Origin of the sequence: Paenibacillus sp. FSL R7-0302 (assembly GCF_038006885.1) — a bacterium.
Lineage (GTDB): Bacteria > Bacillota > Bacilli > Paenibacillales > Paenibacillaceae > Paenibacillus_AQ.
Window position 1 is genome coordinate 412,323 of record NZ_JBBOWB010000001.1, and the last position, 15,604, is coordinate 427,926.

Sequence of the window (15,604 nt, forward strand, 5' to 3'; positions counted from 1 at the left end):
GCGGTAAGAGGAGACTCAAATCCTGAGGAGGCATACACGGAATGAAAAGAAATCTATCAGCGTTGTTAGCGGCCGCTGTCATCGTTACCGGACTTCTATCGCCGCTGGGCAGCGGCGGGGCTGAGGCGAAATCTGTTCAGGGTAGATTGACAGCGTCTGCGGAGACCACGGCCGCCTTGCAGAGCGGGAGCTTGGCTGCTAGTGATTTGAAAGCGTTTACCGATGTAAAAGAGGGCAGCTGGGCGGCACATGCAGTGCAGCGCTGGAGCCGCAGCGGGGTGATCTCCGGCTACGGGGACGGCAGCTTTCGGCCGGAGCAGCAGGTAACCCGGGCAGAATTCACGGCAATCATTAACCGTATCTTCGGCTATACGGACATGGCGGCTGTGCTTCCGGCAGATGTCCCGGCGGCCGCCTGGTATAAGGACGATATCGCCAAAGCGGTAGCGGCGGGGTATCTGAGCGCTGGCGCAGATCAGCGAATCGAACCTGCGGCTCCGCTCAAGCGCGGGGAGGCGGTCCTTGCGCTTCAGCGGATACTGAGGCTGGAGACAGAGCGTCAAGCGAAGGGGATGTATAGCGACCTGGCGGGAGCCGACAGCGCAGTTAGCGCTGCGGCGGATGCTTTTACGGCAGCCGGTTATATGCAAGGCTATCCCGGAGGCTTATTCAAGCCGGGCGGGAGGATTACACGTGCCGAGCTGGCGAAGCTGGCGGATACACTGGTGACGGAGCTGCGCTCCGCCGCCGGGGAAGTGAAGCTGGGCAGGGTGAAGGGTAATGTGGTGCTGAGCCATAAGGATATTACACTCAGGGACACTATCATAGAAGGAAATCTCTATCTTACCGAGGGGATCGGGGAAGGAGTGATCCGGCTTCAGGGGGTGCAGGTTACAGGCACAACCTATATTCGCGGCGGCGGAGGGCAGGGAGTGAGCCTTGCGGACAGCAGCCTTGGGGCTGTGCAGGTGGCGAAGCCGAAGGGGATTGTCCGCATCGTTGCCAGCGGGACGACAACAGCCGGAACAGTGCAGCTTGATTCCGGTGCTATCCTTGAAGAAGGTGCGCTTACCGGGGAAGGATTCGCTGGTGTTGTCCTCCCGCCAGGGGAGCAGGCGGTCACTCTTATTGGCAATTATGGGGTGGTATCCACCGCTGATGCGGCTGGAGGCAACCTCACGCTGAGCTTGTCAGGCAAGCTATCCAAGCTGATCTGGGGCACTCCCGGCAAGCTGGTGCTGATGAATCAGGCGCAGGTGGCTGAGCTGCTCCTTACAGCCGGTGCCCGGGGCACCGTGATTCTGGGCAGCGGCAGCTTTGGCACCGTGCTGAATCAGGCCGAAGGTGTCACAGCCGGGGGCGTCGCTCTCAAGCCGGGCAGCCGCAGCAATCTCAATCTGGCCTCGCCGCAGGCCAGCCAGCCGCCTGTTGCTGCCGGTGGCGGAGAGACGGCGACGGCTACACCGGAGCCCACCCCAACGCCGACACCAACACTAAGTCCAACACCCACACCAGCGCCGACCAGTGATCCGTGGAGTCTGGTGTGGAATGATGAATTCGATGACAATGTCATTGATCCCGCGAAGTGGACCTATGATCTCGGAGATGGCACCGCTGTCGGGAATCCGGGCTGGGGCAATAATGAGCTGGAGTATTACACCAATGATCCGAAGAATGTGAAGGAGCAGGACGGCAAGCTGATCATCACTGCGCATAAAGAAGCGGTGGGCGGCAAGCCGTACACTTCCACAAGAATTAAGACGAATGGATTGTACAGCAAAATGTACGGCAAATTCGAGATCCGGGCGAAGGCACCGGCAGGCAAGGGGCTGTGGCCGGCGATCTGGATGCTGCCGGAGAATTATGTGTACGGCAATTGGGCGGCCTCCGGGGAGCTGGATATTATGGAAGGCTGGGGCAGCCGTCCGAATGTAGTTGCCGGAACGATCCACTATGGTTCCCAGTGGCCGGATAATGTCTATTCCGGCAAGGAATATGAGCTGCCGGGTGGTTCCACTATTAAAGAGTTCCACACCTATTCCATTGAATGGGAGCCGGGGGAGATCCGCTGGTATGTGGACGGGGTACTGTTCTCGACCAAGAATGACTGGTACAGCAAGAGCAGCGGACAGCCGGCTATCAATGCGTATCCGGCACCGTTCAACCAGAAGTTCCACCTGCTGATGAATCTGGCAGTCGGCGGCAACTTTGACGGTAATCCTACGGATGAGACAGTATTTCCTAGTTCAATGGAAATTGACTATGTCAGAATCTATGAGCTGACCGGACGCGAATACCGGCAGCCGGTACCGGTGGAGCTGGCGAAGGAGCCTTATCAGGAGGGGGCGAAGCCGCCGCTTGCAGACGGCAACTTCATTTATAACAGCGGGTTCACGCAGCAGGTGGAGGGAGATCCCGGGCTGGGCATCCCGAATACAGCCCACTGGGTACTGTATAAGGATGAAGGCGCGGATGCGGCTCTTTCTCTGGAGCAGGCCGGCGGCGTGAATCTCCTGAAGGTAAACATTTTGAAGCCGGGCGGCAATTCCTATTCGATTCAGCCGCAGGCCATTGTCTCGCTGGCGAAGGGCAGATACTACAAGCTGAGCTTCGATGCCAGAACGGATACAGCCAGGGAGTTCACTGCCCGGCTGACAGGTGGCGCACCGCTGGGCTTCCCGTCCTATTCTCCGGCGTTCAAGGCGGTGCTGACCCCGCAGCTTCAGCATTACGAGACGATGTTCCAGATGAAGGAGAGCTCGGACAATGCCGCGCGGATTGAGTTCAATCTGGGGACCAACACTTCCCCGGTCTGGCTTGGCAATGCACGGCTTGAAGAGATCGGCAGTATTCCCTTCGATCATGACAGCGCCAAGGCGCCGCTCGGCAGCGGCAACCACCTGTACAACGGCAGCTTCGATCTGGGGGAACCGGATCGGATGAGCTATTGGCATATCGATGCTTCAGGGGGTGCGGAGGTTACCCCGGGGGTTGAGACTGACGGCCGCCTGAAGCTGGACATTACAGACGCGGACACTGGCGGCAGCGAGATTACGCTGCAACAAAAGGGGATCTTCCTGGTGCAAGGCCAGGATTATAAGCTGACCTTCGAGGCGGATAGCTCCTCTGCACGGACAGCAATTATTGAACTGCGCGGCCATGACGGCGAAGTCTATGCTTCGGAGCCGGTACAGCTGAGTGCGGGACCTCAGCAGGTTGAGGCGGTGTTCAAGAATCTCGCGGGAGCTACGGATCATCTCGGACAATTCGTGCTGCGGCTTGGCGGGAGCACCGGAACGGTCCATTTGGATCAATTCGTGCTGGTACGCACCAGCTCCTATTATGATCCTGATCTGACCTATTACCCGCTCTTGAACGGGGATTTCAGCTTCGGGCTTACGAGCTGGGAGCGGCTGCTGACAGAAGACGGCGGCCAGAGCACTGCGGCAGCGGCGGATGGGGCAGCGAAATTCAGCATTACGAACACCGGCAATCAGGCGTATTCGGTGATGCTTTTCCAGAATAACCTGAAGGCAGCGGCGGGCCTCAATTATGTGGTTGAATTCGACGCCAGTGCCAGCGTGGCCCGGCAGATCAATGTGAAGGCAGAGAATGCGAGCTATTCCCCTTCCATCGATAAGACGGTGGAGCTGACACCAGAGATGAAGCATTACCGGTTCGAATTCCGGCAGGGGGCGAATGATATGCTCTCGCTGAAATTCCTGCTCGGCAAGGTAGGCGGAGTGAGTGTTCCTCAGAGTCATGACATCATTATTGACAATGTCAGATTCGAGATTAAGGACGCCCCGGCGAAGCCGCAGGAACTGCTTGCAGATTCCACAGCCAACCGGGTATCACAGCCGATTGAGCTTATCTTCATCGATAAGCCAGAATGGTCAGGCAGCATTAAGTCCGTTAAGGTGAATGGCGTTACGCTTGCGGCGGAGCTGTACCATGTAGGAACGGGAGCAATTACAATTCAGCCTGCCGCCTTCCGGGCAGAGGGAAGCTATATCATTACCGTGGAAGCCGAAGGGTATGTCAACGCCAGTGTGGTTCAGACTATACTGGCGAATGATAACAATCTGGTCGTTAACGGCTCATTCACCAGCGGCAGCTCAGGCTGGTCAACCTGGTCCGGCGAAGGCGGAGCCTCGTCCTTCCAAGTGGTGAACGGAGCAGCGGAGGTGCTGATCACGGCGGCCGGGTCACAAGCCTGGCATACCCAGCTCTATCAGGAGAAAATCCCGCTTGAAGCAGGCGCAACCTATGAGCTCAGCTTCAGAGCGAAATCTACCGTTCCCCGGCAGATTGTCGTGGAGTATAGCGGAACCTCTGCCCAGGTAGCCCAAGCGAAGTTCGACATAACAGCTACATGGGCGACCTATAGCACACAGTTCAGTGTGACGAATAACAATCCGCTGAAGCTGAATTATCTGATCGGAGCCACGCTGGGTGAGGATAAGACGGCGAACCATACAGCGCATACGATTTCTTTTGACGATATCTTGCTTAGGAAGGTAACGGACGGACCGGACACTGAGCCTGCCAGCGGCACGCTGGATAACGGCACATTCGATGCGCAGCCGGCTCTTAAGGGCTGGACCCAGTACTTCGAGGCTGCTGGAAATGCCGCAGTCCAGAATGGAGAGCTTGAGGTGTCGCTGGGCTTCACGGGATCTGCCAACTACGCCGCCCAGGTAGATTACAGGGATCTGAAGCTGACTCAGGGGAAAAGCTATACCTTGGCCTTCAGCGCCCGTTCGGATATCAACCGGCTGATTGAGGTGGCAGTTGAGCATAACGGCGGCGATTACACCAAATATCTGCCGGTGACGGCGACGGCTCTGACAGGCGACATGCAGCGCTTCAGCTACACCTTTACCATGAACGGCGGAACGGATGCAGGTGTTCATCTGGTCTTTCTGCTGGGGCTGAATCCCGGCAACAGTCCAGAGACGAATGCCGCTATCGAAGCAGGCAATCATATCTTCATCGATGATGTCAGTCTGATCGAGAACCCGTAAGCTAACGAAAGAACGAACCATAGCAAGTGAAAACGGCCGCAATCCTTGAATTCAAGGGTCGCGGCCGTTTTGATACTTACATGGAAATTATAGTTTCCCTGGTGGAGCATCCTATGGCCCGAATGTATGTGGAAAACAGTATACATTGTGCTCAAACGCAGGTGATGGACCAAATGTATGTGGAAAACAGTATACATTGTGCTCAAACGCAGGCGATGGCCCGAATGTATGCGGAAAACAGCATACATTGTGCTCAAACGCATGTGATGGCCCGAATGTATGCGGAAAACAGCATACATTGTGCTCAAACGTAGGCGATGGCTCAAATGTATGCGGGGCTAGGTTCCCTTGAAGTCTTTGGTAGTTCCATTTCCTGCTTAAACAGTGGAGAGGACGAAACGACCCGCGGAGAAGCGATAGCGGTCGCCTTGGTCTCCGGATTTTCACCGAATAGGGGAATGAAAAAAATTCTTACGAGCACAGCGATTGTAACAACGTTTCGTTCGCGGAGCGTCCTCACCGAGCGCAAACGTCCATCCAACTCCAAAACAAGGGGTGTCCCTGCCATTTCATGGCTTATGGAACATCCCCTTTTGGGACAGCCTTTTCAGCATGAGCAGAATAGTTTGAATGCCAATAGCTGATATTATTCTTTAGGGATTAATTCAAAAATCTTGCCGGTCTCCAGCGCTTCGATCAGCTTCAGCAGCCAGCGGTAATATTTAATGGCTTCCTCAATCTTGAGCTCGTCGGTGTGGAGCAGGCGCGACAGGTCGGGCTCGTCCGCGTAATCGATTTGCATCTGCCGGATTTCGGCGAGTGATTTGTTAAGGGCGGTCATATTCCCTTCAACTGCTTTTCTCCATTTAATAGAGAAGTAATCGCTGAAGTTCTGATGCCAGTCGGGAACCACCTCGAACAGATCCTTGCGGGTGCCCTTGCCCCAGACTTTATCGATCATCTTCAAATCCAGCAGGGTACGTACTCCAGTACTCATGGAGGTCTTACTCATGCCCATGGTGCTGCTTAGCTCATCCAGTGTAACCGGGCCCTCATTAAAGTACATATAACCGTATAAATGCCCGATGGACAAGGTGATGCCGTATAAATCCATATTTTTGCCGATAGAGTCGATGACCCGTTCACGGGCTTTGTTGATTTTTTCTATTTGCTCGGGCAAAAGCCCCTCTAAATCGTTCATGATGTCCCTCCTGAGGAATAGGCTGACAGGCTACATGCCTCTCCTACTGTATTGTAATCAAATCCCTATCCAGAAGTAAAGAATTCATCCGGAACGGAATCCGGCGTTAAACAGAGTATTCTATACGTAAAGTTTGTAAAGTTAAAACTGTACACTAAATTTTAACCGAATATGCGCTTTGCTTATTTTTTCGTAAGTCCGTTACACTAGGTCAGTAGCGTTAACCCGAAAGTAAAGGGAGAGAAGGAGGTCACCATGGCAATTATAGAGGTGAAACAGTTAACCAAAGTATTCGGTCATGATGCAGCACGGGCGCTTCCATTATTAGAACAAGGCTGGTCTAAAGAAAAGATCGCCAGGGAAGCCAAGCTGACGGTCGGTGTTAATAAAGCCGAATTCAGCATTGAAGAGGGAGAAATATTTGTCATTATGGGATTGTCGGGCAGTGGTAAGTCCACGCTTGTCCGTCTATTGAACCGGCTGATTGAGCCTACCGGAGGACAGGTGCTGTTCAAGGGTAAGGATGTTGTCAAGATGAATCCGGAGCAGCTTCGGGAATTCCGGCGGAAGAATATCGGCATGGTCTTTCAAAAGTTCGCGCTGTTCCCGCACCGCAGTGTGCTGGCTAACGCAGAATACGGACTGGAAGTCCAGGGTGTGGAGCGAAGCAAACGAACCCGCCTGGCGATGGAGGCTCTTGAGCTTGTGGGGCTAAAGGGCTGGGAGAATCACCGTCCGGATCAGCTCAGCGGAGGCATGCAGCAGCGTGTCGGCCTGGCGCGCGGTCTGGCCAATGATCCTGACATTCTGCTGATGGATGAAGCCTTCAGTGCGCTTGATCCGCTGATCCGTAAGGATATGCAGCAGGAATTGCTGGAGCTGCAATCCAGAGTGAAGAAGACGATTGTCTTCATCACGCATGATCTGGATGAAGCGCTGCGGATCGGGGACCGTATTGCCCTGATGAAGGACGGGGTCATTGTCCAGATCGGATCGCCGGAAGAAATTCTGATTCAGCCTGCGAACAAATATGTGGAACGCTTCGTAGAGGATGTGGATCTGTCCAAAGTATTGACCGCTTCCCATGTCATGCGCCAGCCGGAGATGATCCGCCCGGAACGCGGTCCCCGGGTAGCCCTGCAGCTCATGCGGGACAGCGGGGTCTCCAGCCTGTATGTCGCAGATAATGAGATGCGGCTGCAGGGTCTGCTGACAGCGGATAATGCCTCACAGGCCTTGAAGGAGAACCGCAGTATTCTGGATGTGATGTTGCGCGACATTCCCCGGGTTCAGCCGGATACCCTGCTGAATGATCTGTTCGAGCTGATGTCGGAGACGCATCTGCCCGTTGCTGTAGTGGGGGAAGGCGAGAAGCTGAAGGGCATTGTTATCAAAGGGGCCGTGTTGTCTGCCCTGGCCGGTAACGCGGTTCCTGAAGGAGGAATTGGTTCATGAATTTACCCAAAATACCGCTCGGAAAGGGCGTAGAATGGATTGAAAATTGGCTCACGACCTACTTCGGCCCTGTATTTGATATCATTCATGCTGTGATTGGCGGAATGGTGAGCGGGATTGATGCGGCGCTGAATTTCCTGCCCGCCATGGTGCTGACCCTTCTGATCGCTGCTCTGGCCTACTGGATCGGCAAATGGCGGATGGCGCTGTTTGCGGTGGTCGGACTGCTCCTGATTGACAATCTTGGATTATGGGGGCCGTCGATGCAGTCGCTGGCCCTGGTATTGACAGCCTCTCTGCTGGCTGTAGTGATCGGGGTTCCGCTAGGAGTGCTGTGTGCACAGAGCCGGACGTTCCAGAACATTGCCACCCCTATCTTAGACTTCATGCAGACGATGCCGGCGTTCGTATACCTGCTTCCAGCCGTGTCGTTCTTCTCGCTGGGCGTCGTTCCCGGCGTCATTGCTTCTATTATTTTTGCTATTCCGCCAACGATCCGGTTAACGAACCTGGGGATTCGCCAGGTCTCACCGGAGCTGGTGGAAGCGGCGGATGCCTTCGGTTCAACCGCAGGGCAGAAGCTGTTCAAGCTGCAATTGCCGATCGCGCTCCCGACCATTATGGCCGGGATTAACCAGACGATTATGCTCTCGCTGTCTATGGTCGTCATCTCGTCCATGATCGGTGCCCAGGGTGTAGGTGCCTATGTATACCGTGCAGTATCACAGGCGAAGACGGGTGCGGGCTTCGAGGCGGGGATTGCGATTGTTATTATTGCCATTTTGCTGGATCGTCTGACCCAGAAGCTGTTCAAATCCAAACCACAAGAATAGGAGTGTATGATTAATATGAAAAGAACTCATTCGATGAAGCGCACACCGTTAATGATGCTCATGCTGCTAATGGCTGTAATTCTCGTAGCTGGTTGTTCGTCCAATACTAACAGTACGGTGAAGCTGGCTTATGTGGCCTGGGATTCCGAGATCGCCAGTACTAACGTAGTCAAGGAAGTGCTGGAAACGAAGCTCGGCGTGAAGGTGGAGATGCTGCAGGTCGATGCCGGGCCGATGTGGGCCGGGATTGCGGACGGAAGTGCAGACGCTATGGTAGCCGCCTGGCTGCCAAGCACCCATGCTTCTTATCTGGAGAAATACGGCAAGGACATTGAGGATGCCGGTGTGAATCTGGATGGAACGAAGACTGGGCTTGCTGTTCCGGCCTATATGGAGATCAACTCCATTGAAGATCTGAATAATTCGGAAGTAGCGGCAACGCTGGATAAGCGGATTATCGGAATTGAGCCGGGGGCCGGAATTATGACGGCTACCGAAAAAGCGCTCGAAGCCTACGGCTTGAGCGATTATACGCTGCTGGAGAGCTCATCGGCAGCGATGGCGCAGGAGCTGCAGAAGGCTTTTGACAAGAATGAACCGATTGTAGTGACAGGCTGGACGCCGCACTGGATGTTCGCCAATATGGACCTCAAGTACCTGGACGATCCGAAGAATGTCTACGGCGGTGCCGAGCAGATTCATACCATGGTCCGCTCAGGTCTGAAGGAAGATATGCCGGATGTACACAAGTTCCTGAGCCAATTCAAATGGACTGCAGAGGATATGGAGCAGGTTATGGTCAAGATTCAGGGCGGACAATCGCCTGAAGAAGCGGCCAAGGAATGGGTAGAGAGTAATGAAGCCAAGGTTAATGAGTGGACGGCTGGCATCTCTGCTTAAGTGAACTCTGTAGGGTTCAGTGATCTGGCGGCGATGACCGATGTGTGCTATGATGAGAGAAAATAAGCAACAATTCTGTAACTTGTACGCTTATGTCGCAGAATCTATAGTTAGATGTTCAATAAACACCCCGCAAGGGGTGTTTTTCTTCAACGTTAATGAGCGGTTCCTTTACATGCTGCTAAGAGTCAGGAAAGGAGAGCGCTCTATGACCGAAATCATCAATGCCTGGATTGACTGGCTGCTGCAAAGTCTGGGACTTAGCGGGCCGTATATTGTTTTTGCTACCTTTCCGCTCGCCGTGCTGCAAAGCTTGTTAGGATTTTTCCCCCTGGCGATTCTGATTGTGCTCCATGTTTCTGTATTCGAAGTGATCGGCGGGATGGCTGTCAGCTGGCTGGCCTGCAACCTGGGCGCGGTAGTCGTCTATTTTCTCTTCCGGCGCTATCTCTTCGACTGGTTCGACCGCAAATGGGGCTACAAGCTCAAGAAGTATGAGAAATGGCAGGTCTATCTGGACCGTTACGGGATTTGGACCCTGGTGCTGCTGCGTACGATTCCGGTGGTGCCCAGCAATATCATCAATCTGATGTCAGCCGTGTCTCCGATGAAGCCGGCGGCGTATGTCTGGGGGACGGTGCTCGGCAATCTGTCTTTTATCTGGCTGTTCGGTACGCTCAGCTCCTCGCTCATTGTCCCGCGTGAGGACTGGAACGGTTTTCTGTTGTGGTATGGCGTATTTATGCTGATTCTGCTTGCTATCTTTGTCCGGCTGCATTGGGGGCATCTTCAGGAGGATAAGCGCAAGCGGGCGGGGCATTAGAAGAACGTTGCTGCGGTGTTCTGCCGCGGGGATGTTCTTTTTTTGTTGTTTTAAGGCGGGCATAGAGTTGGGAGGAGGAGCCTGTGAATGATCTGAAAGTGGAACATCAAAGCGAAAGCCCCACTTTGTGGGGTTATTTCGTACGGATGCTGAATAGCTTAGTAGTACAGGGGCGGCTTGACCGCAGGAATGTCGGGAGGGACGGCAGGGCATGGGCAGAATCAGAAAATGGGGGAAACGGAGCACAGGCGTACCGCTCTTCGGGCGTCTGCGTCTGCCGGACTTCAGCGGAAGCGGTCTGAGGGGGCCGGGCGGGCGCCGCCAGGCCTTCAAGGCCAAACCGTCCAGAGCGGGAATCCGGCCGCCGGGCGCGGGTTCGGGAGCAAGGTTCGAAGCGAAGCCGTCAAGACCCGGCGTCGGGCTGGCTGGCCGGAGCTGGGGGCGGAGCGGGGGCTTCGTGGCGAAGCCCTCCAGGTCCGGCGTCCGGCTGGACGGGAGCGGAGCGGATTACGGGACAGCGAAGCCGTCCGGGAGAGCAGCGGGGGCTCCGGGCCAGCGGTTCTGGCGCAAGGCCGGGCGTGCGGGCGGCGGGTTCCGCCTGTTCGGCAGCAGGGATGGGAAGCGGCAGGAGGCTGCCGGAGGCAAGGGGCAGAAGCCGCGCAGACGGGGCAGATTCTGGATCATCGTAAGCCTGCTGCTGATTCTGGCGGTGCTGCAGGGGCTGCGTTATGTGGAGCAGCATATGAAGCCGCCGATCCTCCATCTGGCACAGATCCGGGTGAAGCAGATCGCCACGGAATCGATTAACAAGGCGATTACGTCCCAGGTGGCGGACGGCGGGAATGCCGAAGCGCTGATTGACTGGAAGACAGACAAGAACGGCAAAATCTCCGGCTTCATGCTCAACTACAAGGAGCATATGCGAATCACCTCACAGGCCGCCGAGGTGATACAGTCTACGCTGCAGGAGCTGCACAACCGCAGCGAGCGTATACCGCTGGGCCAGGCGCTCGGCAGCCCGCTGATTGCCTCCTTTGGACCCGATATCCCGATCAAGATCGAGCCTCAGGGGGCCGTGAAGGTAGAGCTGAACACCCGGCAGCAAAATGCCGGAATCAATATGATTCTGGTTGAGGTCTATATTCATATTGTGACCGAGGTAGCGGTTGTAATTCCATTTGACATGGAGCCGCAGGTGGTGGATACCGAGATTCCCGTCTCCTACCTTATGGTAGTCGGTGACGTTCCAATGTACTACTATGACAATCAGGGCAAGCCTGTCGGCGAGAACGGCAGCAGCGCCCCGGGCATCGCCATCCCGGCCCCTTCGCTGAGTACGGAGAAGGGCAGCACCGGCGTGGACAGCACACCAGCAGGCGGCGGCAATAGCAGCTCGGGCTCCGGCGGATCAGGCGGACATGCGGGCAGCGGGGAGAGCCCCGCGCCTTCCGCAGGCGTTACTGCTGTGCCGGATGCGTCCGGGGGAGACGGCAATGCGGGCGGAGACAATTAGTATGGTGAAAAGAATACGGGAGAATAGCAGGCTTCAGCCGCACGCTATACATCCAGAAGCCAAGAAGAACCGCCAAGAACAGGCGGTTCTTTTATTAAAATAGAATGTATATGTTTCACGCTACAAATTATCCTTCTATTTCTCTCCGAAACGGTACCGTCCTTTAAAAGGACGGCAAAGCCGTTTCCACTTGTTCAGTAAAATGGGGAGCCTGGAATGTATGCGGAAAACCGAATACATTGTGATAGCACGAGGTGCGTGGTCCTAAGGTTTTTGTTCTCTTTGCCTCCACACTCCTCCCAATTATAGTCCACCTATACAATATTAATGCACTATGAATCAGCCGGATGGACTTCTATAATAAGGGCAACGCTGCGGCTGACAGGGGCTGTAAGCCAATCTTGGGGGGCTGAGACTAATGAGAATATTGATTGTAGATGATGAGCCCAGGCATCTGAGGGGGATGGTGAATCTGATCGGACGCCTTCGGCCGGAGGATCAGGTGGTGGCGGTGAAGGATGGCTTGTCGGCTATGGAGATGGTGAAGGCTCACCGGCCCGAAGCCATATTGACGGATATTCGCATGCCCGGAATGGATGGGCTTGAATTTCTTGAACGGCTTAAGCACGAAGGGTTCCAGACCAGGGTTGTAATGGTATCCGCTTACAATCTGTTCGAGTATGCGCAGAAGGCAGTCCATTATGGGGCTTATGATTACCTGCTGAAGCCGGTGGAGATTGGTCAAGTAGCAGATGTCCTGAGCCGGATTGACCTTCTGCTGACAGCGGAACAGAGGCAGCGCCGTGAAGAGGAAGAGATGCAGCACCGGCTTAAGCTCGCTTCTTCCGCCTACCTGAACCGGCTCATGCTGTCCTGGCTGAACGGAAGTGCGTCCTTGGCCGAGCTGGCGGAGCTGGACGGTTATGATTGGCTGCGGGAGAGCGGTGTCGCAGTGTATTCGGAGCTGAACTTCTGCGGGGACAGCGGGGAGAGGCAGGACAGCGGCGTGTTCATCCGTGCTTTGGAGCAGGCTTGGAGCAGGTGGGGGGAAGCCATCACGATTCTCTTGAGCGGGATGACGGAGGAAGGCCCTCTTGCCGCCGTTACCTTGATTACCCTGGAAGCCCTTACCGGGGACAAGCGGGAAGAAGCCCGGTCCATCGCTCATTCCTTGGCGGCGGATTGGACGCATACCGGACAGCTCACCCACGGGATTGGCCCGGAATGCCGTTCCCTCCGGGAGGAAGCGCCGCGGTCCTATCTGGCGGCCAGAACGGCCAACAGTTACAACTTCTATGATTTCCGGCAGGGGCTGCTGTTTTCTGATGAGATCAGGTTTTCTTCCCGCGAGGCCGTTCCTGACTGGAGCAAGGTCTATGAGGCGTTGAAAATGGATGATGCTGCGTTTGTTCTGGAAGCTTGCGGGGAAGCCCTCTGTCAGCTTGCGGACGGTGGACATGCCAGTCCTATGCAGTTGAAGGAGCAGGCATCGCTGATGCTGCTGCAGATCCGGAGTGAGCATCAGGACATTCTGGATAAGAGAGCACAGCAGAAGCTGACCGGTACGGCTGCGATGCTTATCCGCTCCTGCCGCTCGTACCCGGAGCTGGTGGACCATCTGGAGAATGCGCTCCGGGAAGTGCATCTTGCCCTGGCCTGCTTCAGACAGGATAAAGGCGAGGTGGTGACTGCTGAATGCCTGGGCTGGATACAGGAACATACGAGAGAGAACATCACACTGGAGCGGGCAGCCGAGCATTTCCATTTTAACCCCTCCTATTTCAGTACACTGATCAAGAACAGGACGGGAAAAACGTTCTCTGAGCATGTGACGGCGGCCCGGATGAAGCGGGCCAAGGTGCTGCTTGCCGGGGAGCCGCTCCGAATATATGAGATATCCCTGGAATGCGGATTTCAGGATACGAAATATTTTTGCCGCGTATTCAAGAAGTATTACGGCATGTCGCCCAAAGCCTATAAGCACGCGCTGTCGCAAAGGAAGCGGGAAGCATGAAGATTACCTTCCGATACCGGCTGCTGGCCAGCTACATCCTGCTGATCGCGATTCCCCTGCTCGTTCTGGGGGCTTTGTTCTACCGGACCAGCCTGAAGATTATTACAGAGCAGGCGCAGAAGAATGTGTATGAGATTGTCAGGAAGAACAATGAAGTTATGGACACCAAGCTGCGGATCGTGGACCAGAACAGCATGTCCTTGTTCCTCGATAAGGATCTGTTCCGCATCTTCAACCAGCTGGACCCCGCGAATGAAGCGGAGCTGTTCGCAGCCGACCGGCAGGTGACGGCGGTGCTCGGCAAAACCTTTTCCCAGAACCAGGATATCTTTGCCTACCAGCTGTGGACCTCTTATTTCACCTTCGGACAACCCCTGCCTCAAGGAGAGCCGACGCAATCGGATATCTACCGTATGGCCCGGCAGGCCGGAGGGAAGCTGGTGTGGATACCGACTTATGAGTTCGCGTCCATGTTCAACCAGCCCTATCTGCAAAGCGGGAATCTGGAGTTCCGTTTTCTTTTCTCGGCTACACGCCTGCTGGATTTCACCTATCTGAGCAATACGAAGCTTGCCAAAATGGATGCCGGAGTGGAACGCCCCGTACTTGCCATAAGCTTCAAATCCGAGGTGCTTAAATCCTTGTATGCAGACAGCCTTCCGGGAAACTCGCGCTACATGGTGCTTGATCCGCAGGACAGGGTAGTTGCCAGCAGTGAGCCGGGTCAGGTTGCACAGATCTATAAGGAGGCAGGGCTGGACAAGCTGCAGCGGGAGAACAGCGGGGCACGGAGAATGAAGCTGGACGGCGAAGCGGTGATCGTCTGCTTCGACCGTTCGGAGGTGACCGGCTGGATGTCTGTGGTGTGGATACCGGAGGCAGGGCTGGTGAGCAGCTTCGTGCCGGTGATCCGCACCTCGATTACCGTGCTGGCCGTTGTGATGGGGATCGTGGCTCTGGTCTTCGCCTTCTTCATTGCAGGTAAAATCACTAAGCCCATCAAGCGGCTGCTAAGCGCGATGAAATCGGTGGGCGAAGGAGATTTCCAGACCCGCGTGGATGTGGTGAGCCATGACGAGTTCGGCATTTTGACCCAGCGCTTTAACCGGATGAATGACCGGATTCACCTGCTGGTGACGGAGAATTACGAGATCAAGCTGAAGGAGAAGGAGGCCGAGATACAGGCGCTGAATATGCAGATGCATCCGCACTTCCTGTACAATACGTTGAATGTGATGAACTGGACGGCGATTGAGAATGATCAGCAGGAGCTTAGCAGGATGCTTGTCTGTCTGTCCAACATGCTGCATTATACCTCCCGGAAGACATGGGACGCCGTACCTTTGTCCGAAGAGATGAGCTGGATGAGTAATTACTTCTATATTATGTCGATCCGCTTCGAAGACAAGTTCACCGTGGAGTATGATATGGACCCTCGGCTCCTGGAGTACGATGTGCCGCGGCTGCTGTTCCAGCCTTTTGTGGAGAATGCGATTCTTCACGGCTTCGACCGGACCGAGTCAGGCGGCATTATCGGTATCCGCGGCTGGATTAACGGCAGAACCCGGCATTACGAGGTAGCTGACAACGGCCGGGGCATGAGTGCGGAGACGGTACACAGGATTCTGTATCAGAAATCTTCCTCCGTGGGCATTAAGAATACTATTGACCGCATTCAGATGACCTACGGGGGCGAGTACGGGATATCCATCTTCTCGACTCCGGGAACGGGCACGAAGGTAGTGATTACTTTGCCGCTATAAGCCAATCCCGGTCCACCAATCCAAAGAGATTAGGGTTATGTAAGCGCTATCTTATATTTTATAATAAAGGCATCA

At 55.1% G+C, this 15,604-nt stretch carries 9 protein-coding genes; 8 read left to right on the forward strand and 1 reads right to left on the reverse strand.

The features are described 5' to 3' along the window. The first annotated feature begins 41 nt into the window (after positions 1 to 41). Positions 42 to 5,027 carry a carbohydrate binding domain-containing protein gene (locus MKY96_RS01865; protein WP_340938211.1) on the forward strand — a complete coding sequence of 1,662 codons (4,986 nt, stop codon included), beginning with the start codon at positions 42 to 44 and terminating at the stop codon, positions 5,025 to 5,027. A 646-nt stretch (positions 5,028 to 5,673) separates the two neighbouring features. Here MKY96_RS01865 and MKY96_RS01870 read toward each other — a convergent pair. Further along, positions 5,674 to 6,228 (reverse strand): GbsR/MarR family transcriptional regulator, encoded by a 555-nt coding sequence (locus tag MKY96_RS01870; RefSeq protein WP_340938214.1) that lies wholly within the window; start codon positions 6,226 to 6,228, stop codon positions 5,674 to 5,676. A 255-nt stretch (positions 6,229 to 6,483) separates the two neighbouring features. Here MKY96_RS01870 and MKY96_RS01875 point away from each other — a divergent pair, with 255 nt between their 5' ends. From MKY96_RS01875 to MKY96_RS01905, 7 genes are all read left to right on the forward strand, one after another. Beyond that, positions 6,484 to 7,683, forward strand: coding sequence for a quaternary amine ABC transporter ATP-binding protein (locus tag MKY96_RS01875; RefSeq protein ID WP_076085023.1), 1,200 nt, complete (start codon positions 6,484 to 6,486; stop codon positions 7,681 to 7,683). Then, positions 7,680 to 8,516 (forward strand): ABC transporter permease, encoded by an 837-nt coding sequence (locus MKY96_RS01880; RefSeq protein WP_340938215.1) that lies wholly within the window; start codon positions 7,680 to 7,682, stop codon positions 8,514 to 8,516. The genes MKY96_RS01875 and MKY96_RS01880 overlap by 4 nt, the downstream gene beginning before the upstream one ends. A gap of 15 nt (positions 8,517 to 8,531) precedes the next feature. Next, positions 8,532 to 9,416, forward strand: a complete 885-nt coding sequence (locus tag MKY96_RS01885) for a glycine betaine ABC transporter substrate-binding protein (protein WP_340938217.1) — start codon at positions 8,532 to 8,534, stop codon at positions 9,414 to 9,416. A 208-nt stretch (positions 9,417 to 9,624) separates the two neighbouring features. Beyond that, positions 9,625 to 10,239 (forward strand): TVP38/TMEM64 family protein, encoded by a 615-nt coding sequence (locus tag MKY96_RS01890; protein WP_340938219.1) that lies wholly within the window; start codon positions 9,625 to 9,627, stop codon positions 10,237 to 10,239. A gap of 679 nt (positions 10,240 to 10,918) precedes the next feature. Then, positions 10,919 to 11,752, forward strand: a complete 834-nt coding sequence (gene yunB, locus MKY96_RS01895) for a sporulation protein YunB (protein ID WP_340944416.1) — start codon at positions 10,919 to 10,921, stop codon at positions 11,750 to 11,752. Positions 11,753 to 12,170: 418 nt separating this feature from the next. Next, positions 12,171 to 13,766 (forward strand): response regulator transcription factor, encoded by a 1,596-nt coding sequence (locus MKY96_RS01900; RefSeq protein ID WP_340938221.1) that lies wholly within the window; start codon positions 12,171 to 12,173, stop codon positions 13,764 to 13,766. Then, positions 13,763 to 15,529 (forward strand): sensor histidine kinase, encoded by a 1,767-nt coding sequence (locus MKY96_RS01905; RefSeq protein WP_340938222.1) that lies wholly within the window; start codon positions 13,763 to 13,765, stop codon positions 15,527 to 15,529. Before MKY96_RS01900 ends, MKY96_RS01905 begins: the two co-directional genes overlap by 4 nt. The last annotated feature ends 75 nt before the right edge of the window (positions 15,530 to 15,604 follow it).